This is a genomic window from Amycolatopsis saalfeldensis, assembly GCF_900110575.1.
Classification (GTDB): Bacteria; Actinomycetota; Actinomycetes; order Mycobacteriales; family Pseudonocardiaceae; genus Amycolatopsis; species Amycolatopsis saalfeldensis.
The window spans coordinates 11,783-34,862 of the sequence record NZ_FOEF01000039.1 but is presented as its reverse complement, the minus strand read 5'-3'; the positions used below and the strand labels follow the sequence as shown (position 1 = coordinate 34,862).

Genomic DNA, 23,080 nt, shown 5'->3' with positions numbered 1-23,080 from the left:
TGTGTTCTCAGTCACAGATAGAGCCTTTCTGGGTCGCCGTCAGCGATCCCGATCTTGGTCCATCCGTGGCTTACACGGTTGTCATGACACGGCCGCAGCGGAGCGCTGGCTGCCATGCACCGCCGCCTCGCTGCGCGACCGGGGCGAAACGGCCCGTCCCCAGGTGGTGCGGGTTGCAGACTCGGCTGCGTTCCTGTGCTGCCGAAGCGAAGCGCCGCTGCACTGCCGAACTGAAGTGGCGCCGCACTGCCGAACTGAAGCAGCGCCGCACTGCCGAACCGAAGCAGCGCCGCACTGCCGAACCGAAGCAACGCCGCACCACCTAACCGAAGCAACGCCGCCCAGCCAGACCCGGACACGTCTGACCGAATCACCCCAAGCTCCCGGCGACGGCCCGCCACCGTCCGGCACCTTCTCACCGACCCATCGCCCAACGCGACCTCCCGATGCCCCAGGAGACCGATCCTACGGCGCCGCCGGCCGTGGGCCGCTCGGTTTTCATGGGGTCAGGAGTGGTCTTCCTTCACCAGGTCGGCGCACTTTTCGCCGATTGCCATCGTCGTGATGCATGGGTTGACGGCGACCAGGAAGGGCATCGCGGAGGCGTCCGCGACGCGCAGGCCGTCCACGCCGCGTACGCGCAGGCGCTCGTCCAGGACGGCGGCGCGGTCCGAGTCCGGGCCCATCTTCACCGTGCACGCGGGGTGGTAGACGGTGTTGTGGGTCTTGCGCAGGTAGTCGGCGATCTCGTCGTCAGTGGTCACGTCTCGGCCGGGGGAGAGCTCCGTGCCCGCCCACTCGTCCATCGCCGGCTGGGCCGCGATCGAGCGGGCCAGGCGCACGCCGTGGGTCATCACGCGCATGTCGTGCTCGTCGCTGAAGTAGCGCGGGTCCACGCGGGGCTTGTCGCGGAAGTCGCGGGTGCGCAGGCGGACCGTGCCCGTCGAGCGGCTGCGCGTGACGTTCGGCGTGAGGCAGAAGCCGTTTTCCGTCGTCGGGTAGCCGTAGCGCAGGGTGTTCAGGTCGAACGGCACCGAGCCGTAGTGGAACATCAGGTCCGGCCGGTCCAGGCCGTCCTCGGTGGTGGTGAAGATGCCGATTTCCCACCACTGCGTGGATTCGGTGACCATCGGCTGCAGCGCGTCCCACTGGACCAGCCCCTCCGGGTGATCCTGCAGGTTGGCCCCGACACCCGGCGAGTCCACCAGCACGTCCACGCCCACCTCGCGCAGGTGCTCGGCGGGCCCGATGCCCGACAGCATCAGCAGCTTCGGCGAGTCGATCGCGCCGGAGCTGAGGATCACCTCGCGGCCGGCTGTGATCTTGTCGCTGTGGATCAGGTCCGGCGCCTGCAACTCCACGCCCACGCAGCGCCGTCCCGAGAACAGCAGGCGCTTGGCCCGCGCGTCGGTGCGGACCTCGAGATTGGGCCGCCGGCCCAGGATCGGGTGCAGGTACGAGACCGACGCCGAGGAGCGGGTGCCGTCCTCGCGCGCGTTGATCTGGAACCAGTTCGCGCCGTGTGTGACGGTCTGCCCCGAGTTGAACTCCGTGGTCGGGATGCCCTCCTGCGCGCACGCGGCCAGCAGCGCGACGCCCGCGGGGTCGCGCGGCGGCACGGAGCGGATCGTCACCGGCCCCGAGCGGCCGTGGTGCTCGCCCGGCCCGTCGTTGGTCTCGAGACGTTGGTACAGCGGGAAAACGTCGGCGGCCGACCAGCCGGGCAGGCCCAGCGAAGCCCACTCGTCGAGGTCCTCGGCCGGGGCCCAGAACGCGATGCACGAGTTGTGCGAGGAGCAGCCGCCGAGCACCCGGGCCCGCGCGTGGCGCAGGTAGGAGTTGCCGGACTCCTGCGGCTCCACCAGGTAGTCCCAGTCGTAACCGGATTCCAGCAGCCCCATCCACTTCGTCAGCTCGAGGATGGCCGGATCGTCCACATCGGACGGTCCGGCCTCCAGCAGGCAGACGGTGACGTCCGGGTCCTCCGAAAGCCGCGCGGCCACCACCGAGCCCGCCGTGCCACCGCCGACGACCACGTAGTCGAACTCACTCATCGGTTACCTCCTGCGAATGCGAAGACGAAGACGGAGCCGCGGCGTGGTCGGCCAGCACGCCGATCCTGTGCCGCTGCACGAACCAGTAGTAGGCGAACCCGCCGGCCGCGAACACGGCGACGAACAGCACCGAGCTCCACCGCAGATACCAGTGGTACGGCGGGGTCGCGTTGTAGATCTCGGTGCGCGGCCAGGCCAGGTTCACGGTCATCGCGAGGCCCCACAGCACCGCGAGCACGTTCACCGGCAGGCCCCAGCGGCCGAGGGAGAACCGGCCGGCCGGCGCGTCCTTGCGCGGCCACTCGCCGCGCAGCCGCTTCACCAGCATCGGGACGGTCACCAGCAGGTACGCCACGTAGATCAGGATGATCGCCAGGCTGGTCACCGCCGAGAAGATCTGCGACGAGTTGATGTTCACCAGCAGCAGCGCCACCGCGATCACGCCGATCACGATCGCGGGCAGCACCGGCGTGCCGGTCTTCTTGTTGACGTGCGCGAGCTTCGAGCCGCCGGGCAGCGCGTTGTCCCGCGCCATCGCGAACGCGATCCGGATCGCCGCGGTGTGCACGGCGAGCACGCACACGGTGATCGCGATGAAGACCACGAACAGGAAGACCCGGCCGATGGCGGGCCCGAGCGCGTCGGTGAGCACGTACTGGAGGCCGACCGTGCCCAGCTCCGGGGCGTGGATGTCGCCCACGGCCATCAGTGCGAACAGGATGATCAGCCCGCCGAGGACGAACGAAGCCACCAGCGCCCGCATGATCGCCTTCGGCGCGTTGCGGTGCGGGTCCACCGACTCCTCGCCGAGCGAGGCCGCCGTGTCGAAGCCGTACATCACGTAGGACGAGGCGATCGCGGCGATCAGGAACGCGCCGAGGTAGCCGCCCGCGTGGCCCTCGCCGGTCCCGTTGGTCTCGGTGACCACGCCGGGCCCGCGGACGAAGTGGAACGCCAGGAACACGACCAGCAGCACGGCGAAGAGCAGCTCGATGAACACGCCCGCGCTGTTGATCCGCGCCATCAGCTTCACGCCGAAGGCGTTCACCAGCGTGGTGAACACGATCAGCACGGCGGCCAGCAGCACGCCGTTGGCCGCGTCGCTGGTGCCCGAGCCGTCGCCGATGAACTGGAAGAACGAGCTGATCTGCGGCAGCGTCCGCTGGTAGGCCAGCGCCGTCGCGGAGATCGAGACGATCGACGCGAGCAGCATCATCCAGCCCGCCAGCCACGCCACGTGCGAGTTGCCGAGCTTCTTCGCCCAGTTGTAGACGGATCCGGCGACCGGGTAGTGGGCGGCCAGCTCGGCGAAGCTCAGCGCGACCATCAGCTGGCCCGCGAACACCATCGGCCACGACCACCAGTAGGCCGGGCCGCCCTCGGACAGGCCCAGGTAGGACAGCTGGAACACCCCGGTGAGCACCGAGATGTAGCTGATCCCCGCGGCGAAGGTGTGGAAGCTGCCGAGCGTCCGCTTGAGCTGGTTGGTGTAGCCGAATTCGCTGAGCTCGCTGTCACCGGTGTCGGTGCTCACGGCACTGGTCCTTTCGGTGGGTCTCGATCGGACTAGAGCTGGAGCGCTAACCGGCGAACCAGTGCTGCGGGCCCGGGCGCAGGTTCTGGTAGATGTGCTTGGCCTCGGTGTACTCGGCCAGCCCGGTCGGCCCCAGCTCGCGGCCGAACCCGGACTGCTTGTAGCCGCCCCACTCCGCCTGCGGCAGGTACGGGTGGTAGTCGTTGATCCACACCGTGCCGTGGCGCAGCCGGTTCGCCACGCGCTGGGCGCGTGCGGCGTCGCTGGTGAACACGCCGCCGGCCAGGCCGTAGTGCGTGTCGTTGGCGATCCGGACCGCGTCGTCCTCGTCGGTGAACGTCTCGACGGTCAGCACCGGCCCGAACGACTCCTCGACCACGGCGGTGCTGCCCTGCGCCACGTTGTCCAGGATGGTCGGCAGGTAGTAGAAGCCGTCCTGCAGTTCGGGCGCCGCAGGGCGCTTGCCGCCGGTGCGCAGCACGGCGCCCTCGGCGATCGCGGTGGCGACGTAGCGCTCCACCTTCTCGCGGTGCGCGGCGGAGATCAGCGGCCCGGTCTCGGCGTTCTCGTCGAACGGCCCGCCCAGCCGGATCCGCTCGGCCCGGCGCACCAGCTCGCCGACGAACTCGTCGTGCCACTCCCGCTGCACGATCAGCCGGGCGCCGGCCGAGCAGACCTGGCCCGAATGCAGGAACACGGCGGTCAGCGCGTAGTCCACGGCGGTCTCGAAGTCCGCGTCGGCGAACACCACGTTCGGGTTCTTGCCGCCCAGCTCGAGGGCGACCTTCTTCACGGTCGCCGCGGCGTTCGCGGCGATCACCTTCCCGGTGGCCAGCCCGCCGGTGAAGGACACCAGGTCGACGTCCGGGTGCTCGGACAGCGGCGCGCCCGCCTCCGGGCCCGCGCCGAGCACGAGGTTCGCCACGCCCGCGGGCAGTCCGGCCTCGCCGAGCAGGAGCATCAGCATGATCGACGTGTGCGGGGTCAGCTCGCTGGGCTTGAGCACGAACGTGTTGCCCGCGGCCAGCGCCGGCGCGACCTTCCAGATGGTCTGCAGCAGCGGGTAGTTCCATGGCGTGATCAGCCCGCACACGCCGACCGGCTCGTGCACGATCCGGCTGAACGAGTCCGCGCTGCCGGTGTCCACCACGCGCCCGGCGTCGTTGGCCGCGAGCTTGCCGAAGTACCGCAGGCAGGCGGCGATGTCGGCCATGTCGTACCGGCTCTCCACCAGGCGTTTGCCGGTGTCCAGCGATTCGGCGCGGGCGAACGCCTCGGCGTCGCGGTCGAGCAGCGCGGCCGTGCGCAGCAGCAGGTCGCCACGCTCGGCGGCGCCGGTCGAGGGCCAGGGACCGGTGTCGAAGGCGCGGCGGGCGGCGGCGATGGCCGCTTCGGTGTCCGCGCGGCCGGCCTCGTCGACCGTGTCGACCAGGGTCCCGTCCGCCGGGCACCGGATCTCGCGGCGGCCGCCCGCTTTCGCGTTCACCCATTCGCCACCGATGTACAAGTCCGCCATGAGGTCCTCTCGCGATCGTTTCCGGTGTCCGGATTATCCCGGCCACGCGGGGCGATCGCGAGTCGGCCGGGCGCGTCACCGGACCGGTTGTGACGAGGCTCCCGCCCCGGTCCGACCGAGTGACCCTGGTCACAAACGAGGCGGAAGAGAACCTCGCGGCGCTGCCCGCCGACTTCCCGGACGACAGCCGCGGCAGGCCGGGTTTTCCCGGGATCCGTTGGCGCGCAATCCCTTTCACCCTCGCCGAGCTGTCGGCGACAGGGTTCATCCGAGGAGCGTGGAATGTCCATTCGCAAGGTGACCACGGTGGTGAGCGTGACGGTGGCGGCATTGGGGCTCGCCGCGCCGGCCGAGGCGGCGGCACCGCCGCCGACCTGGGCGCCGTGCACGCAGCTGGCCGCTTCGTGGCCCAAGGACGCCGGCACGAGCGCCGAATGCACCACGGTGACCGTGCCGGTCGACTACAGCCGGCCGGACGGGCGGACCACGGAGCTCGCGGTGGACCGGATCCCCGCGTCCGACCAGGCGCACCGCCGGGGCGTGCTGGTGCTGAACCCGGGCGGGCCGGGCGGCCCGGGATGATGATGCCGGAGCTGATCCGGACCAGCCGGCTCGGCGAGCTGGCCAAGTACTACGACCTGGTCGGCTTCGACCCGCGCGGCACCGGCTACAGCGGGCAGATCGACTGCCAGGCGCTGGGCGGCTCGCCGGAGCCCCGGCCGGGGGAGTCCGAAAAGGACCAGTGGCTCGACCAGGTCCGCTGGCGGGGCGCCCGGTACACCGGCTGCGCGGAGAAGGACCCGGAGTTCGCCGCCGGCCTCGGCGCGGTCACGATCGCCCGTGACGTCGACCGGATCCGCGAGGCGCTGGGCGAGCGGAAGATCAGCTACTTCGGCGTCTCCTGGGGCACCGCGCTGGGCGCGGCCTACCGCAGCCTGTTCGACGAGCACGTGGACAAGATGGCCATCGACTCGGTGCTGCCCCCGGACCTGGACCTCGACCGGTTCGACCGGGTGGAAACCCGGGCGCACGACGAGAACCTGCACCGGTTCGCCGGCTGGATGGCCGAGCGCGACGCCGTGCTCCACTTGGGCAGGACGGCCGACGAGGTGGTGGCCACCGAGCTGGCGATGTTCACCGAGCTGAAGGCCCGCCCGCGGCAGATCGTCCAGAACGGGGTGCCGGTCACGCTGAACGACACCTGGGTGTTCAACCAGGTGGGGTCGACCTCGCCCGGCTGGGGGACCGCCGCCTCGGCGCTGGCCGCCGTGCACGCGGGGAAGGACCCGGCGCCGTCGGCGCGGGCCGGGGAACCGGCCGCGACGGGCTTCGGCTGGGACGAGAAGCGCCCGTACGCGCTGAACCGGTACGTCCAGCACGCGGTCAACTGCGCCGACACCACCAGCAGCCGCGATCTGGACCAGGTGTGGGACGACTACACCGTGACGGAGGCGCGCTACCCGCTGTCGGCCGGCGGTCAACCGGGCTACTCCGGCAGCTGTTTCGACTGGCCGTACACCGGCAAGCCCGTCGGCTACCGGCCCGGTCACAGCCCCCTGCAGCTCATCGCGCACCGCTACGAATCGGTGACGCCGTACCAGGGCGCCCTGGAAATGCAGCAGCGCATCGGCGGTTCGGTCCTGACCGTGGGCGACGACGTGCACGGATCGCTGGCGAACCTTCCGTGTGCGAGCAAGCTGGTCACGTTCTTCGCGACCGGGGTGCCGATCGTCGACAGCTGCGAAGGCGCGCCGAGCCCGGAGCCGCAGCCCGTTCCGTGACGGGAACGGGTCATCGCGGCCACACGGAGTGATCGGGGGTCGATCGGGTGGCCCGGTTTCGCACACGACAGTGGAGTTGCGTGCGGGCCGGGCCTGTGATCCACGACGCGGGCGGCCGAGGCGAGGTGGCGCCCGTCCGTAGACTGGCTCGAACGCGGCGGAGCGAAGGGAACCAGGCGAGGTGGAGCTGTGACGATGCTGGAGTCGGTGCACGGACCGGCCGACCTGAAGCGGCTGAGCGTCGAGGACCTCGACGAGCTGGCCGCCGAAATCAGGGATTTCCTGGTGGACAAGGTGCGGCGCTCCGGCGGCCACCTTGGCCCGAACCTCGGTGTCGTGGAGCTCACGCTCGCGCTGCACCGCGTGTTCGACTCGCCGCGCGACGCGATCGTGTGGGACGTCGGGCACCAGGCCTACGTGCACAAGATCGTGACCGGGCGGCACGGCGAGTTCGACCGGCTGCGCCAGCTCGGCGGCCCGACCGGCTACCCGTCGCGGGCCGAGAGCGAGCACGACCTGGTGGAGAACAGCCACGCGTCCACCGCGCTGTCCTATGTGGACGGATTGGCGAAGGCGTTCGAGCTGTCCGGCGGACCGCGGCGGCACGCGGTCGCGGTGGTCGGCGACGGCGCGCTGACCGGCGGCATGTGCTGGGAGGCGCTCAACAACATCGCGGCGAACCGGGACCGCCCGGTGGTGATCGTGATCAACGACAACGGCCGGTCCTACTCGCCGACCATCGGCGGGGTCGCCGACCACCTGGCCGCGCTGCGGCTGCAGCCGGGTTACGAGCGGCTGCTCGACGGCGGCCGCGAGATCCTGCGCCACACCCCGGTGGTGGGCAAGCCGATCTACGCCGCGCTGCACGCCGCGAAGGCCGGCCTCAAGGACGCGCTGGCCCCGCAGGCGATGTTCTCCGACCTCGGCCTGAAGTACTTCGGCCCGGTGGACGGGCACGACCTGGTGGCGCTGGAGAAGGCGTTCCAGGGCGCCCGCGCGTTCGGCGGCGCGGTGATCGTGCACGTGGTCACCGAGAAGGGCCACGGCTACGCGCCCGCGGTGAACCACCAGGCCGACCAGATGCACCAGACCGACCCGATCGACCCGGAGACCGGGCTGCCGCCGGTGAAGGGCCCGAGCTGGACGGGGGTGTTCGGCGACGAGCTGGCGAAGATCGGCGCCGAGCGGGAGGACGTCGTCGCGATCACCGCGGCGATGCTGCGTTCGACGGGGCTGGAGAAGTTCGCCGAGCGGTTCCCCGACCGCTGGTTCGACGTCGGCATCGCCGAGCAGCACGCCGTCACCTCGGCGGCCGGGCTCGCGATGGGCGGTTACCACCCGGTGGTGGCGGTCTACTCGACCTTCCTCAACCGCGCGTTCGACCAGGTGCTGATGGACGTCGCGCTGCACCGCCAGCCGGTGACGCTGGTGCTGGACCGGGCGGGCATCACCGGGCCGGACGGGCCGAGCCACCACGGCATGTGGGACCTCTCGCTGCTGGGCATGGTGCCCGGCATGCGCGTGGCCGCCCCGCGTGACCCGGGGACCCTGCGCGAGGAGCTGCGCGAGGCGGTGTCCATTCAGGACGGTCCGAGCGCGCTGCGGTTCTCGAAGGGCTCGGTGGGCCCGGACGTGCCCGCCCTCGAGCGGATCGGCACGGTCGACGTGCTGCGCCGCCCGAGCGAGGTGTGCACGCCGGACGTGCTGCTGGTCGCGGTGGGCTCGTTCGCGAAGCTGGGCCTCGAAGCCGCCGATCGCCTGGCGGCCCAGGGCATCGGCGTGACCGTGGCCGACCCGCGCTGGGTGGTGCCGGTGCCGGCCGAGCTGGTCGCGCTCGCCGAGCAGCACAAGCTCGTGGTGACGGTGGAGGACAGCGGCCGCCACGGCGGTTTCGGCTCCGCGCTGGCGACCGTCCTGCGCGACGCCGAGTGCGACGTCCCGCTGCGTGATCTGGCTGTGCCACAGGACTTCCACGAGCACGGCACCCGCAACGAGGTCCTCGACCGCGTCGGCCTGACCGCCCAGGACGTGGCCCGGCGCATCACCGAATGGGCCTCCGGACGGCTGGGCTCGGCGGCCCGGGCCGAGGACGTGCCGGCGGAACACCCGCGAAGCTGAAGCAGGCACCAGGCGGCGCGTTCCCGGGACCGGGAACGCGCCGTTTTGTAGTGGTGCGTCAGGCTTCCGCGGCCACCACGGCGGTGCCGGCCGGAGCCGGGCCGAAGACCTCCCGCGGCTCCGGGAACAGCTTGACCAGCACCGGGTACGCCACCGCGGCCACGCCCAGCGTCACGACCAGGCTGATGTCCACGCCGCCCGCGATGTCGTGCAACGGCCCGGTGATCATGGGCGTGTTCGCGCACAGCAGGCCCAGCGCCGTGGCCGGCAGCCAGGCCGCCATCGCGCGCCAGTTGACGCCGCGGTGGAACCAGTAGCGGCCACCGGTGCGGCCCTCGTTGAACACCTGCAGGTCGGCCGGGTCGTAATAACCGCGGCGCTGGACGTAGCCGATCATCATGATCACCATCCACGGCGAGGTGCACAGCACGATCAGCGTGGCGAACGCGTTGATGCTGGACACCATGTCGAACACGAAGTTGCCGACGAAGATGAACAGCACGCTCAACGTCCCGATCAGCAGCGTCGCCTGCACCCGGGACAGGCGCGGGAAGATCGAGCTGAAGTCCAAACCCGTGCCGTACAACGAGGTCGTGCCCGTGGACAGCCCGCCGACCAGCGCGACGACGATCAGCGGGATCGCGTACCAGAGCGGGGAGACCGCGGTCAGCCCGGTGACGTAGTCGGCCGGGTCGGCGACCAGCGTCGCCGTCGCGATGCCGAAGCCGAACGGCAGCAACGTCGCCAGCTGCGCGAGGAACGGCGCGGCCAGCAGGGAGCGGCGGCGGTAGCGGTCCGGGATGTAGCGCGACCAGTCACCGAGGAACGCGCCGAACGAGATCGGGTTGGCCATCACCGTCAGCACGGCCAGGATCCAGGTGGGCCAGAACGTGCCCAGCGCGTACGCCCCGGTGCCGGCGAAACCCGGGTCGAACGAACCGCCGTAGGCGAGGACCCCGAGCAGCATGATCGCCGTGCCGAGCACCACGGCGACGCGGTTGACCAGCAGCATGAACCGGTAGCCGTAGATGCAGACCACCAGCGTGGCGACGGCGATCAGCCCGTACGCCACCGCACGCAGCGCCGCCCCGCCGTCGAACCCGAGAAGTCGTTGCGCCGCACCGGCGACGGCGTCGCCGCTGACCCACACGGAGATCGCGAAGAAGGTGATCGCGGTCAGCAGCGAGAGGAACGAGCCGACGCACCGGCCGACCACGCCGAAGTGCGCGCCGGACGACACCGCGTTGTTGGTCCTGGTCAACGGGCCGAACAACGCCATCGGCGCCAGCACCAGGCCGCCGAGCACCACCCCTGTCGCGGTCGCCGCGAGCGCGGCCCAGAAACTCAGGCCGTACGCGATCGGCAGCGTGCCGAGGATGATCGTGGCGAAGGTGTTCGCGCCGCCGAACGCCAGCCGGAACAGGTCGCGCGGGCGCGAGGTCTGCTCCGCCGGCGGGATCGGCGCGATGCCGTGCTGCTCGACTTCGGTGATCTTCTCGCTCATCGGCTCCTCACTCGAAGCGGGTCATCACATGCTTGACGCGGGTGTACTCGGCGAAGGCGTAGGCCGAGAGATCCTTGCCGTGGCCGGAATGGCCGAAGCCGCCGTGCGGCATCTCCGCCACCAGCGGGCCGTGGGTGTTCACCCAGACGCAGCCGAAGTCCAGGTCGCGCGAAAGCCGGGCGGCGCGGCCGAGGTCGTGCGTCCAGACCGAGGAGGCCAGCCCGTACGGCACGCCGTTCGCCAGCTCCACCGCGTGCTCCTCGTCGGCGAACGGCTGCACGGTGACCACCGGCGCGAAGACCTCCTCCTGCACGATCTCGTCGTCCTGGCGCAGCCCGGAGACCACCGTCGGCGCGAAGTGGAAGCCGGGCCCGGGCGCGGTGCCGCCGGTCTCGACCCGCGCGTGGGCGGGCAGCCGGTCGATCAGGCCGAGCACCCGGTCGAGCTGCGCGCGGCTGTTCAGCGGGCCGTAGCCCACCCCGGGGCGGACCGCGGCGGCCGCCTTGACCAGCTCGGTGACGAACTCGTCGTGCACGCTCTCGTGCACCAGCACCCGGCTGCCCGCGGTGCAGTCCTGGCCGGCGTTGTACGACGCGGCGCCGAAGACGTCCGCCGCCGTTTCGGCCAGGTCGACGTCGCCGAAGACCAGCAGGGGAGCGTTGCCGCCGAGTTCCAGGTGCGTCCGCTTGAGGTCGGCCGCCGCGACGGTCGCCACGTCGATCCCGGCGCGCGTCGAGCCGGTGATGGAGACCAGCTCGGTGCTCGGGTGCGCGACGAGCGCGCGGCCGGTTTCCCGGTCGCCGCACAGCACGTTGAACACGCCCGCGGGCAGGAATTCCGCGGCCACCCGGGCGAGCAGCACGGCCGTGGACGGGGTCGTCTCGGCGGGCTTGAGCACCACGGTGTTCCCGGCGGCCAGCGCCGGCGCGATCTTCCAGACGCCCATCATCAGCGGGTAGTTCCACGGCGCGATCTGCGCGCACACGCCGACCGGCTCGCGGCGGATCACCGAGGTGTGGCCGGGCGCGTACTCGCCCGCGGCCGTCCCCTCCAGCTGCCGGGCGGCGCCGGCGAAGAACCGCAGCGCGCTCACGCTTTCCGGGATCTCCTCGTCCAGCACGACGGCGCGGATCTTGCCGGTCTCGCGGACTTCCGCATCGGCGAACTCCTCGGCGCGGGCCTCCACCGCGTCGGCGATCTTCAGCAGCGCGTGCTGGCGCTGCGCCGGGGTGCTGCGGCGCCAGGTCTCGAACGCGCGGGCCGCGGCCGTCATCGCCGCGTCCACTTCGGACGGTCCGGAGCAGACGCTGGTGCCGAAGACCGTGCCGGTGGCCGGATCGGTCAGCTCGAGGGATCCGCCGGCCGCCGCGGAAGCACCGTCGACGAAGTTGAGGACGTGGGTCACCGCTGCTCCAGGTGGGTCGGGGCGAACATCTTCAGCACGGCCGGAAGCACGACCACGGACGGGCCCGGGGTCTGCAGTGCCGAAGCCAGGTCCGCGCCCACGGTGTCCAATGAGGACAACCGCGCGGGCACGCCGAAGGACTCCGCCAGCGCGACGAAGTCCGGCCGGGGCAGCTCGGTCGCGGTGGTCCGGCCGAACGTGTCGGTCAGGTACTCGCGCAGGATGCCGTAACCGCCGTCGTCGACCACGAGCCAGGTGACGTCGAGGCCGTGCTGCACGGCGGTGGCCAGCTCCGCGAGCCCGTACATCGCGCCGCCGTCGCCGGAGACGCCCAGCGCGGGGATCCCGGCGGCCGCGGCGCCGAGCGCACCCGGCAGGCCGTAACCCAGGCCGCCGGCGCCCTGCGCGGTGTGGATCGGCGCGCCGTCCGGGTTCCACACCGACCACGCCCAGTACGCGGCGATCGTCATGTCCCAGAACGTCTGCGTGCCCGGCGGCAGCGCCGCGCGGATGTCGTCGACCAGCTTGCGCTCGGCCGTCAGCGGCTGGCTGTCCAAACGCGACTCGACCTTGGCCAGCAGCTCCTGGACCGCGGCCTCGGCCCGGCCGTCGGAACGCCGTATCGGCACCTGCTCCAGCAGCGCCCCGACGGTGAGCCGGACGTCGGCGTGCAGGCCGAGCGCGGGGTAGTTCGACTCCAGCTTGCCCAGGTCGGCCTCGACCTGCACCAGCCGCCCGCGCGGGGCGAACCCGCGGTAGTTGCTGGACAGCTCGCCGAGGCCGGAGCCCAGCACCAGCAGCACGTCGGCGGCGGCGAGGAACTCCGTGGTGTGCCAGTCCTCCAGCCACGATCGCGCGGACAGCTCGTGGTCCCAGGGGAAAACGCCCTTGCCGCCGAACGTCGACACCACCGGCGCGCGCAACGCTTCCGCCAGCGCCTTCAGCTCGGCCTGCGCGCCGGAGCGCAGCGCGCCACCACCGGCGAGGATCACCGGGTTCTTCGCCTCGGCCAGCAGTTTCGCCGCCTCGTCCACCAGCTCGGGCAACGGCTCCAGCGGCACCGGCGCGGCGGTCACGGACGTCAGCGCCGGCAGCGAAACCGGCTGCAGCAACACGTCCTGCGGGATCTCGACCCACACCGGCCCGTACGGCGCGGTCGCCGCCGACACCCAGGCCTCGCGCAGCGCCGTCGGGATCTGGCTGACCGCGCGGACCACGTGCACGGACTTCACCACGTCGCGGAAGCTCGCCTGCTGATCGGGCAGCTCGTGCAGGTAGCCGTGCCGCCCGCCGCCGAGCCCGGCGACCGGGATCTGGCTGGAGATCCCCAGCACCGGCACGGAAGCCGCGCGGGATTCCTGCAGCGAAGCCAAAGTGAGCAGCGCGCCGGGGCCGGTGGAGACGACCATCGGCGTCACCGGCACCGGGCCGTCGGGGTCGGCCGCGAGCCGCGCGCGGGCGTGCCCGTCCGCGGCGAAGGCCAGGTTGTTCTCCACTCGCGAGCTGACCACCCGCACGTCGTCCGCCCGCCGCAGCGCCTCGAACAGGCCCAGCGCGTGCTGCCCGGGCAGGCCGAACACCGTGTCCGCGCCGAGCGCGCGCAGCGTCTCGACGACGACGTCACCACCGATGCGGGTCATTCGCCCTTCCTCAACGCCAGCAGGCTGACCAGGTCGTAGGCCACGTGCGAGGCCGCGACGGCGGTGATGTCGGCGTGGTCGTAGGCCGGGGCCAGCTCGACCACGTCGGCGCCGATCAGGTTCAGCTCGCGCAGCCCGCGCAGGATCTCCAGCAGCTCACGGCTGGTCAGGCCGCCCGCCTCGGGCGTGCCGGTGCCGGGCGCGTGCGCGGGGTCGAGCACGTCGATGTCCACCGAGACGTACAGCGGCCGGTCGCCGATCCGCTGGCGCAGGGCGTCGACCGTCTCGTCGACGCCGCGGCGCATCACGTCGCCGGAGGTGACGATGCCGAAGCCGAGCCGGCGGTCCTCTTCGAGGTCTCGCTTGCCGTACAGCGGCCCGCGCGTGCCGACGTGCGACAGCGCGCTCGTGTCGAGGATGCCCTCTTCGGCGGCGCGGCGGAACGGCGTCCCGTGGGTGTAGGGCTCGCCGAAGTAGGTGTCCCAGGTGTCGAGGTGCGCGTCGAAGTGAAGCAGCGCAACGGGTCCGTGCTTCTTCGCGGCCGCGCGCAGCAGCGGCAGGGCGATCGTGTGGTCGCCGCCGACGGTCACCAGCCGGGTGCCGTCCGCCGTCAGCGACTCGGCTTCCTGCTGCAGCGTCTCGATGGCCTCACCGACGTGGAACGGGTTCACCGCGATGTCGCCCGCGTCCACCACCTGCTTCTCGGCGAAGGGGGAGACGTCGAGCGCCGGGTGGTACGGCCGGAGCAGCCGGCTCGCCTCGCGCACGGCCGCCGGGCCGAAGCGGGCGCCCGGCCGGTAGGAAACCCCGGAGTCGAACGGCACGCCGACCACGGCGACGTCCGCGTGCTCCACCTCGTCGATCCGCGGCAGCCGCGCGAAGGTGGCGAACCCGGCGAAGCGGGGGACCCGCGACGAGTCGAGCGGTCCGATCGGGGGCTGGTCAGTCACTGCGGGGTACTCCTGATTCTGGTGATTCCTGGTGCTGTCGTGGGGTTTCAGGCTTCGACGGCCGCGGCCGCCTTCTCCTCTTCGGCGACCGCGGAACCGTTCAGGCGCCGCGTCCAGACCGACAGGATGCTTTCGGGGGTGCGCGGCGTCGCGAGGCTCACGCCGACGTACACGACCAGGCTCGCGCCGAGGCCCCAGTAGATCGGGCTGTTGGCGGCGACCCCGTCGATGATCATGAACGCCACGACGGAAACGGTCCCGGCGACCATCGACGCGTACGCGCCCTGTCGGGTGCCGCGCGGCCAGAACAGTGCGCCGAGGATCGCCACCAGCAGGCCGCCGACGAGGATGTCGTAGGCGATGGTGAGGGCGTTCACCACGTCGTCCACTATCATCGCGATGCCGATCGCGAGGATGCCGAGCACCAGCGTGGTGATCCGGTTGCGCAGCACGTCGCCCGCCTTCAGCCCGACCTTGCGCAGCAGGTCGGACGTCGTGGTGGTGGCGCAGGCGATCAGCGCGCCGCTGGAGGTGGACATCAGCGCGGACAGCGCGGCGGCCAGCACCAGCCCGCGGACGCCGGTGGGCAGCAGCCGCTCGGCGATGGTGGCGAAGGCGTCCTGCGCGCTCCCGATTTCCGGGTACAGCACCTTCGCCGCGGTGCCGATGAGCGCGCCGGCGACGCCGTAGACCAGGCAGTAGACGCCCGAGATGATGCCGCCGCCGGTGGCCACCTTCGGCGTGCGCGCGGTGAACACGCGCTGCCAGATGTCCTGGCCGATGAGCAGGCCGAAGGTGTAGATGAGGAAGTAGGTGAAGATCGTCTGCCCGCCGATGGCGCCGAACTCGAAGTAGGTCGCGTCGAGCTTGGCCGCCATGCCGTCGAAGCCGCCCGCGGACGTGATCGCGATCGGCAGCAGCACGAACAGGATGCCGATGGTCTTGATCACGAACTGCGCGATGTCGGTGAGCGTGATCGACCACATGCCGCCCAGCACCGAGTAGAGCACCACGATCGAACCGCCGATGGCGATGCCCGCCCAGCTCGGGATCGAGAACAGCACCTTGAAGATCGAGGCGAACGCCAGCGTCGAGGTGACCGTGAGCATCAGCGTGTAGCCCCACATCACCACGCCGGAAACGGCGCTGGTGCGGCCGCCGTAGCGCAGGTCGAGCATCTCGCCGACGGTGTACACGCGCAGCTTCACCAGCCGTCGCGCGAACACCGCGTGCAGCACCAGGATGCCGGCGCCGATGGCGATCACCAGCCACGCGCCGGAGATGCCGTAGGTGTAGCCGAGCTTCACGCCGCCGACGGTGGACGCGCCGCCGAGCACCACGGCCGACATCGTGCCGGAGTACATGAACCAGCCCAGCCGCCGTCCGGCCACCAGGTAGTCGGACTTGGTCTTCGCCAGCTTCAGGCCGATCCAGCCGACGCCGATCATGCCCGCGATGTACAGCGCGATCACCGCGTAGTCGCCGCCCACGGTGTCCTCCTCGTCCTCGGCCGGTGTTCCGGTCACCGTAGGTTCGCCCGCCACCCCTCCGGCATGGGATGATCTGTCCAGGAATCCTCGAAGGTCAGGATGAAATGACCCAAAACCTCGATCTGTCGACCGCTGAGGTGAATGTCCCGTTACGGGCCGTCGTCGGCAACCCGGAGCTGGGACTCGACGTCGTCCCCGAGACGCTGCGGCCGGGCGCGCTCGACGCGCCGGTGCGGTGGGCGCACGTCAGCGAGCTGGACGACCCCGCGCCGTACCTGCTCGGCGCCGAGCTGGTGCTCACCGCGGGGGTGAACCTGCCGCCGCAGGCCGACCGGTACGTCCGGCGGCTGCGCGACGCGGGCGTGACGGCGCTCGGTTTCGGCCTCACACCAACGATGTACGAGACTCTGCCGGAGCCGTTGCGCGCGGCGTGCGCGCGGTACGGGCTGCCGCTGCTGGTGGTGCCGCCGCGGACGCCGTTCCTCGCGATCAGCCGCGCGGTGGCCGTCGCGCTCGCCGAAGCGGGCCAGCGCGAGCGACGGCGGGTGGCGGTCGCGCGTGAGGCGCTGACGCGCGCGGCGAGCGGCGGCCTGGGCGAGCTGGTGACGGCGCTGGGCGAACGGCTGCAGGGCTGGGCGGCGCTGGTCGCCGCGGCCGACGTGCTGGTCGCCGGGCACAACGCGCCCCAGCCGTTGCCGCCGGAGGTCCGCGAGCTGCTCGAGACCGTGCGCGCGGGCAGCGGCATCCGCAGCGCGACCACGGAGCTGCCGGACGGCACGTACGTCGTCGCGCAGCCGGTGTACCCGCAGGCCACTGCCGCGAACCTGTTCGTGCTGGGCCGGCGGCGGCGGTTCGACGGCGGCGACCGCGCGATCCTCGCCGTCGGCGCGGCGCTGCTCGGGCTGGTCGGCCGGGCCGGCTCGGACACCGCGGAGCTGGGCGCGGCGGCCACCGGCCTGCTGCTCGGCCAGGACGGCGCGGAGGCGCTGGCGAAGCTGGTGGGCGGCGGGCAATGCCGGCTCATCACGGGCGTGGCCTACCGGCGTGGCCCGGACGAGCCGGCCCGGCGGCACGACTGGCTGCGCGCGCGGCTCGACACCCCGCTGGTGCAGGTGCGGCCGGGGCCGCGGTTCCTCGCGATCGCGGGCACCGAGCCCGCGGACCTCGACGGGCTGCGCGAGCACGGCTGGCTCGCCGTCGCCGGGTCGCCCGTCACCGACGCCTCGCTGCTGCCCGGCGCCGTCGCGGAGGCCGAGCTGCTGCTCGCCCGGGCGCGGGCGCTGGAACGCCCGGTGGTGGCGGACACGCCGGACTTCGACGCGCTCGTCGCCCCGGACGCCGCCGGCGCGTTCGCCGCGCGAATGCTGGCCCCGCTGCGCGAACTGGACCGCGCGCACGATCGTCAGCTGGTCCCGACCCTGCGTGCCTGGCTCGCCCACCACGGCGGCTGGGACCGCACCGCGGCCGAGCTCGGCGTGCACCGCAACAGCGTCCGGCACCGGATCGGGCAGGCCGAGCGGGTGCTGGGCGCCGACCTCGCCGACCCCGAAACCCGGATGCGGCTGTGGTTCGCGCTGCGCTGGAGCTGAGTGTCCATTCAGGTCTCTCAGGCGCTCTCAGGAAACTGTGGGATTGTGGTGTCGTGCGTATTCTGGTAGTCGAAGACGAAGAGCCCTTGGCCGATGCGATCGCCCGCGGGCTGCGCCGTGAGGGCATGGCGGTGGACGTCGCGCTGACCGGCGACGACGGGCACGAGAAGTCGTCCGTCACGCGGTACGACGTGATCCTGCTCGACCGCGACCTGCCCGGGATGTCCGGTGACGAGCTGTGCCGCGAGATCGTCGCGTCCGGCGAGCTGACGCGGGTGCTCATGCTCACCGCGAGCAGCTCCGTCTCCGACCGGGTGGACGGGCTGTCCCTCGGCGCCGACGATTACCTCGCGAAGCCGTTCGCGTTCCCCGAGCTGGTGGCGCGGGTGCGCGCGCTCGGCCGCCGCGCGACCCCGGCGGCACCGCCGCTGCTGACCGCGGCCGACGTCGAGCTCGACCCGGCCAAGCGCACCGTGCGCCGCGCCGCCGGGCCGGTCGAGCTGACCCGCAAGGAGTTCGGCGTGCTCGAGGTGCTGCTGTCCGCGGCCGGCTCGGTGGTCAGCAGCGAGGAGCTGCTGGAGCGGGTGTGGGACGAGAACGCCGACCCGTTCACCACGACCGTGCGGGTCACCGTGATGACCCTGCGGAAGAAGCTGGGCGAGCCGGGCATCATCGAGACCGTGGTCGGCTCGGGGTACCGCGTGCCGGATCCGGCGGCCGGCGCCGAGTGAACCTGCCCGGCACGCGCAGCCTGCGGGCCCGGGTCACGATCCTGGCGACCGTGCTGGTGGCCGCGGCGGGCCTGCTGCTGCTGTGGCTCGCGTGGTCGCTGGTGGGCGACGCGGTGGACGCCGTGCCGCACATGCCGCCCGGCACGATCGTGCGCGTGGACGGCGTCGACGTCGACGCCTCCACCCTCGCCCAGCACCTGCGCGCCCACGCGGTGAACCGGGTGCTGCTGTTCGGCTCGCTGGCGTTCTGCTTCGTGGTGGCCGCGGCCGCGATCCTGGCCTGGACGTTCACCTCCCGCGTGCTGGCGCCGCTGCGCGAGATCACCGGCACCGCGCGGCGGCTGTCGGTGGAGTCGATGGGGGAGCGGATCGGCGACATCCGCTCGCGCGACGAGCTGGCCGAGCTGGCCGGCACCTTCGACGACATGCTCGACCGGCTGCAGGCGGCGTTCGACGCGCAGCGCCACTTCGTCGCGAACGCCAGCCACGAGCTGCGCACCCCGCTTTCGGTGATCCGCACCGAATTGGACGTGACGCTGTCCGACGAGCAGGCCGACGAGGCCGAGCTGCGCCGCATGGGCGGGGTGGTCCGCGACGCGACCGAGCGCGCCGGGCAGCTGGTGAACTCGTTGCTGCTGCTGGCCCGCACCGACGGCGCGGGCCTCGCGGTGCGTGAGCGGGTGGACCTCGCCGTGCTCGTCGAGCGGGCCTGGGCCGCGGTGCGCTCGGAGGCCGCGGCGCGCAGCCTGCGCGCGGACTTCAGCATCGCCGGCGCCCCGGCGTACGGCGATCCCGCCCTGCTGGAGCGGATCGCGGGCAACCTGGTGGAGAACGCCGTGCGTCACAACGTCGACGGCGGCTGGCTCGAGATCGTGACCCAGCCGGGCCCGCAGTGGTCGCTGCTGCGCGTGCGCTCCTCGGGCGGCCTGCTGGACCCGGGCGCGGTGCCAGAGCTGTTCGAACCGTTCCGCCGCGCCGGCGTCGCCCGCACCGCCCGCACGGGCGCCGGCCTCGGCCTCTCCATCGTCCGCGCGGCAGTCCAGGCCCACGGCGGCACGGTCGTCGCCGAACCGGTGGTGGGCGGCGGTCTGACGGTGGTGGTCCAGTTGCCGGTGGGGCCGGGTGCAGCACAGCTGTAGCGCGCGATCAAAAGGCACTACCGGTGGCTGCCCCGGCCATCCGCCGCAGCTCAACCCTCCACTGTGGACCAACCGTCGGCATCGGCAGGCCAGACCGGGTGACGACACCCGGCCGTTGTGTGCTGACGGCGAAGGCCTCCCCACCCGTGCGAAGCGGGCGAGGAGGCCTTCACCGGACCGGTAGAGCGATCAGGCCGTCGGCACCGACGCGACGCCAGGCGCGAGGAACGGCTTGCCGTTCACCCGCTCCGAGATCCCCGAGCGGTCCAGGTACGGCGTGATGCCGCCGTTCCAGAACGGCCAGCCCGCGCCCAGGATCAGGCACAGGTCGATGTCCTGCGCCTCCGCCACCACGCCCTCGTCGAGCATGATGCGGATCTCCTCGGCGATCGCCGCCAGCGCGCGCTCGCGCACCTGCTCCGCGGTGGACGGCGAGTCGCCGCGCGTCCACAGCTGCGCGACGTCGGTGTCGATCGACTGGTTCCCGGCGGAGTCCCAGGTCCAGACGCCCTTCTTGCCCGCCTGCACGAACTTGGCCAGGTTCTCGCTCACGGTGAAGCGGTCCGGGAACGAGCCGTGCAGCGTCTCGCCCACGTGCAGGGCGATCGCCGGGCCGACGAGCTGCATCAGCGTCAGCGGCGTCATCGGCAGGCCGAGCGGCTCCAGCGCGGAGTCGGCGACCTCGAACGGCGTGCCCTCGTCGACGGCCACCAGCACCTCGCCGAGGAAGCGCAGCAGCAGCCGGTTGACCACGAACGCGGTCGCGTCCTTGACCAGCACGCTGGACTTCTTCAGCTGCTTGCCGACCGAGAACGCGGTCGCCAGCGCCGCGTCGTCGGTCTTCTCGCCGCGCACGATCTCCAGCAGCGGCAGCACGGCCACCGGGTTGAAGAAGTGGAAGCCGACGACCCGCTCCGGGTGCTGCAGCTTCGACGCCATCGCGCTGATCGACAGCGACGAGGTGTTCGTCGCCAGGATCGCCTCGGGCGAGACGTGCTGCTCCAGCTCGGCGAACACCTGCTGCTTCACGCCCAGCTCTTCGAACACCGCCTCGATCACGAAGTCCGCGTCGGCGAACGCGGCCTTGTCGAGCGAGCCGCTGACCAGCGCCTTGAGCCGGTTCGCGCCGTCCGGCGAGAGACGCTTGCGCGCCAGCAGCTTGTCGATCTCCTCGTGGACGTAGCCCACGCCCTTGTCCACCCGCGCCTGGTCGACGTCGGTGAGCACCACCGGCACCTTGAGACGGCGCACGAACAGCAGCGCGAGCTGGCTGGCCATCAGGCCGGCGCCGACGATGCCGACCTTGTTCACCTTGCGCGCCAACGACTTGTCCGGCGCGCCGGCCGGCCGCTTCGCGCGCTTGTTGACCAGGTTGAACGAGTACAGCCCGGCGCGCAGCTCGTCGGACATGAGCAGCTCGGCGAGCCCGTCGGTCTCCGCCGCGTACCCGCGGTCGAGATCGTTGGCCCGGGCCAGCTCCAGCAGTTCGACGGCCTTGGTGGCGCCCGGCGACGCACCGTGCGTGCGACCATCCACGATGGACTTCGCCCGCGCGATCGCGTTGTCCCACTCCGCGCCGCGGTCGATCTCGCGCCGGGTGGGGGTGACCTCGCCGTTGACGACCTTCGCCAGCCACAGCAGCGACTGCTCGAGGTAGTCGGCCGAGCCGAACACCGCGTCGGCGATCCCGAGCTCGGCCGCCTTCCTCACGTTGAGCATCTTGTTCTGCGCCAACGCGTTCTCGATGATCACGGTGACGGCGGCGTCCGGCCCGATCAGGTTCGGCAGCAGCTGCGTGCCGCCCCAGCCCGGGAACAGGCCGAGGAAGACCTCCGGGAACGCGATCGCGGCGGTGTTCTCCGACAGCGTCCGGTAGTGACACGACAGCGCGAGCTCGAGCCCGCCGCCCATCACCGCGCCGTTGACGAAGCCGAACGTCGGGATTTCCGACTCGGTCAGGCGGCGGAACACGTCGTGGCCGGTCTGCGCGATCTCACGCGCGAGCTTCGGGTCAGCCACGGCCTCGACGCCGGACAGGTCGGCGCCGACGGCGAAGATGAACGGCTTGCCGGTGACCGCGATCGCGGCGGGCTCGGCCTCGAATGCCTGGTCCAGCGCCGCGTTCAGCGACACCAGCCCCTGCGGCCCGAACGTGCTCGGCCGGGTGTGGTCGTGGCCGTTGTCCAAAGTGATCAGGGCGACCGGCTTGGCCAGCCCGGGCACCTTCACCAGGTTCGTGACGGCGGTGGTGACGACCTCGTCCGGGAACGCGGCCTTGGCCTCTTCAGCGGTGAACGTCATTACTTCGCCCCCTCGAAACCGTCGAACGCCGGGTTCTCCCAGATCACGGTGCCGCCCATGCCGATGCCGATGCACATCGTGGTCATGCCGTAGCGTACGTCGGGCCGCTCGGCGAACTGGCGCGCCAGCTGCGTCATCAGCCGGACGCCGGACGAGGCCAGCGGGTGGCCGCAGGCGATCGCGCCGCCCCACTGGTTCACCCGCGGGTCGTCGTCGGCGATGCCGAAGTGGTCGAGGAACGCGAGCACCTGCACCGCGAACGCCTCGTTGATCTCGAACAGGCCGATGTCGTCGATCGACAGTCCGGTGCGCTTGAACAGCTTCTCGGTGGCCGGCACCGGCCCGATGCCCATGACCTCCGGCTCGACCCCGGCGAAGGAGTAGCCGACCAGCCGCATCGCGACGGGCAGGCCCAGCTCGCGCGCGGTGTCCTCGTCGGCGAGCAGCGACGCGGTGGCACCGTCGTTGAGGCCCGCGGCGTTGCCCGCGGTGACCCGGCCGTGCGGGCGGAACGGCGTCTTCAGCTTCGCCAGCTGCTCGACGGTCGTGCCCGGGCGCGGCGGCTCGTCCTCGGTCGCCAGGCCCCACCCGAGCTCCTTCGAGCGGGTCGCGACGGGCACCAGCTCCGGGCCGATCTTGCCGGTCTTCACGGCCTCGGCGTACCGCTCCTGGCTGCGTGCGGCGTAGGCGTCGGTGCGCTCCTTGGTGATCTCCGGGAACCGGTCGTGCAGGTTCTCCGCGGTCTGGCCCATCACCAGCGCGGTCGGGTCGACCAGCTTGTCGGCGATGATGCGCGGGTTGGGGTCTACGCCCTCGCCCATCGGGTGCCGGCCCATGTGCTCGACGCCGCCCGCGATGGCGATGTCGTAGGCGCCGAAGCCGATCCCGCTCGCGGCGGTGGTCACGGCCGTCATCGCGCCCGCGCACATGCGGTCGATCGCGTAGCCCGGCACCGACTTCGGCAGCCCGGCCAGCAGCGCGGCGGTGCGCCCGATCGTCAGCCCCTGGTCGCCGATCTGCGTGGTGGCGGCGATGGCCACCTCGTCCACCCGCTCGGGCGGCAGCTCGGGATGCCGCCGCAGCAGCTCTCGCATGGCGTTGACGACGAGGTCGTCCGCGCGGGTTCCGGCGTACATGCCCTTGTCGCCCGCCTTGCCGAAGGGGGTGCGTACCCCTTCGACGAACACGACGTTCCGTACCCCTCGCGCGTTCGGCGCAAGCGGCGGCGTACCTGGTGCGGCCACGAATGCTCCTGAAGTAGACAGAAATCCTGCCCGCAGGGTAGCCCTTGTTACCCACGGGTAACCAGGGGAGTGGCCCGGTCGAGT

Annotated in this window: 16 protein-coding genes; 6 read left to right on the top strand and 10 right to left on the bottom strand. The window is 71.8% G+C overall.

All coding sequences use genetic code 11. The annotated features are described in order from the left end of the window. Positions 1–506: 506 nt before the first annotated feature. From BMY97_RS43820 to BMY97_RS43810, 3 genes are read right to left on the bottom strand one after another with little or no spacing between them, the layout of a single operon-like run. Complete coding sequence (locus BMY97_RS43820; RefSeq protein WP_091629339.1) at positions 507–2,054, bottom strand: GMC family oxidoreductase; 1,548 nt, start codon at positions 2,052–2,054, stop codon at positions 507–509. Then, a complete protein-coding gene (locus BMY97_RS43815; RefSeq protein ID WP_091629337.1) occupies positions 2,047–3,588 on the bottom strand; it encodes an APC family permease in 1,542 nt (513 codons plus the stop codon). The genes BMY97_RS43820 and BMY97_RS43815 overlap by 8 nt, the downstream gene beginning before the upstream one ends. Positions 3,589–3,634: 46 nt before the next feature. Beyond that, positions 3,635–5,104 carry an aldehyde dehydrogenase family protein gene (locus BMY97_RS43810; protein WP_091629335.1) on the bottom strand — a complete coding sequence of 490 codons (1,470 nt, stop codon included), beginning with the start codon at positions 5,102–5,104 and terminating at the stop codon, positions 3,635–3,637. A 282-nt stretch (positions 5,105–5,386) separates the two neighbouring features. Between BMY97_RS43810 and BMY97_RS47595 the strand changes: the two genes are divergently transcribed. From BMY97_RS47595 to dxs, 3 genes are all read left to right on the top strand, one after another. Beyond that, positions 5,387–5,686 (top strand): hypothetical protein, encoded by a 300-nt coding sequence (locus BMY97_RS47595; RefSeq protein WP_177231849.1) that lies wholly within the window; start codon positions 5,387–5,389, stop codon positions 5,684–5,686. A gap of 2 nt (positions 5,687–5,688) precedes the next feature. Then, positions 5,689–6,885, top strand: a complete 1,197-nt coding sequence (locus tag BMY97_RS43805) for an alpha/beta fold hydrolase (RefSeq protein ID WP_177231848.1) — start codon at positions 5,689–5,691, stop codon at positions 6,883–6,885. Positions 6,886–7,074: 189 nt separating this feature from the next. Further along, a complete protein-coding gene (gene dxs / locus BMY97_RS43800; RefSeq protein WP_091629331.1) occupies positions 7,075–9,003 on the top strand; it encodes a 1-deoxy-D-xylulose-5-phosphate synthase in 1,929 nt (642 codons plus the stop codon). Positions 9,004–9,061: 58 nt separating this feature from the next. On the opposite strand, the gene BMY97_RS43795 is transcribed toward dxs, so the two are convergent. From BMY97_RS43795 to BMY97_RS43775, 5 genes are read right to left on the bottom strand one after another with little or no spacing between them, the layout of a single operon-like run. Further along, on the bottom strand, positions 9,062–10,507 hold the full coding sequence (locus BMY97_RS43795) for a purine-cytosine permease family protein (RefSeq protein ID WP_091629329.1): 1,446 nt from the start codon (positions 10,505–10,507) through the stop codon (positions 9,062–9,064). Positions 10,508–10,514: 7 nt separating this feature from the next. Next, positions 10,515–11,912 carry an aminobutyraldehyde dehydrogenase gene (locus tag BMY97_RS43790; RefSeq protein ID WP_091629328.1) on the bottom strand — a complete coding sequence of 466 codons (1,398 nt, stop codon included), beginning with the start codon at positions 11,910–11,912 and terminating at the stop codon, positions 10,515–10,517. Further along, on the bottom strand, positions 11,909–13,552 hold the full coding sequence (locus tag BMY97_RS43785; protein WP_091629326.1) for a thiamine pyrophosphate-binding protein: 1,644 nt from the start codon (positions 13,550–13,552) through the stop codon (positions 11,909–11,911). Before BMY97_RS43785 ends, BMY97_RS43790 begins: the two co-directional genes overlap by 4 nt. After that, the gene (gene speB, locus BMY97_RS43780) at positions 13,549–14,502 is read right to left on the bottom strand and encodes an agmatinase (protein WP_177231847.1); all 954 of its coding nucleotides are present in this window, start codon (positions 14,500–14,502) and stop codon (positions 13,549–13,551) included. The genes BMY97_RS43785 and speB overlap by 4 nt, the downstream gene beginning before the upstream one ends. Positions 14,503–14,549: 47 nt before the next feature. Next, complete coding sequence (locus BMY97_RS43775; protein ID WP_091629346.1) at positions 14,550–15,992, bottom strand: sodium:solute symporter family protein; 1,443 nt, start codon at positions 15,990–15,992, stop codon at positions 14,550–14,552. Positions 15,993–16,096: 104 nt separating this feature from the next. On the opposite strand from BMY97_RS43775, the gene BMY97_RS43770 reads away from it, so the two are divergent. Genes BMY97_RS43770 through BMY97_RS43760 form a run of 3 tightly spaced genes read left to right on the top strand, consistent with a single transcriptional unit; the run spans position 16,097 to position 19,451 of the window. Beyond that, positions 16,097–17,581, top strand: a complete 1,485-nt coding sequence (locus BMY97_RS43770; RefSeq protein ID WP_177231846.1) for a PucR family transcriptional regulator — start codon at positions 16,097–16,099, stop codon at positions 17,579–17,581. Between the two features lie 53 nt (positions 17,582–17,634). Continuing rightward, entirely contained in the window at positions 17,635–18,312 is a 678-nt protein-coding gene (locus BMY97_RS43765; protein ID WP_177231845.1) for a response regulator transcription factor, read from the top strand. Then, positions 18,309–19,451, top strand: a complete 1,143-nt coding sequence (locus BMY97_RS43760; protein ID WP_091629325.1) for a sensor histidine kinase — start codon at positions 18,309–18,311, stop codon at positions 19,449–19,451. The genes BMY97_RS43765 and BMY97_RS43760 overlap by 4 nt, the downstream gene beginning before the upstream one ends. Positions 19,452–19,640: 189 nt before the next feature. Here BMY97_RS43760 and BMY97_RS43755 read toward each other — a convergent pair whose 3' ends face one another. Together BMY97_RS43755 and BMY97_RS43750 are read right to left on the bottom strand one after the other, a co-directional pair. Beyond that, the gene (locus tag BMY97_RS43755; RefSeq protein ID WP_091629323.1) at positions 19,641–21,752 is read right to left on the bottom strand and encodes a 3-hydroxyacyl-CoA dehydrogenase NAD-binding domain-containing protein; all 2,112 of its coding nucleotides are present in this window, start codon (positions 21,750–21,752) and stop codon (positions 19,641–19,643) included. Beyond that, on the bottom strand, positions 21,752–22,996 hold the full coding sequence (locus BMY97_RS43750) for a thiolase family protein (protein WP_091629321.1): 1,245 nt from the start codon (positions 22,994–22,996) through the stop codon (positions 21,752–21,754). Before BMY97_RS43750 ends, BMY97_RS43755 begins: the two co-directional genes overlap by 1 nt. Positions 22,997–23,080 lie beyond the last annotated feature (84 nt).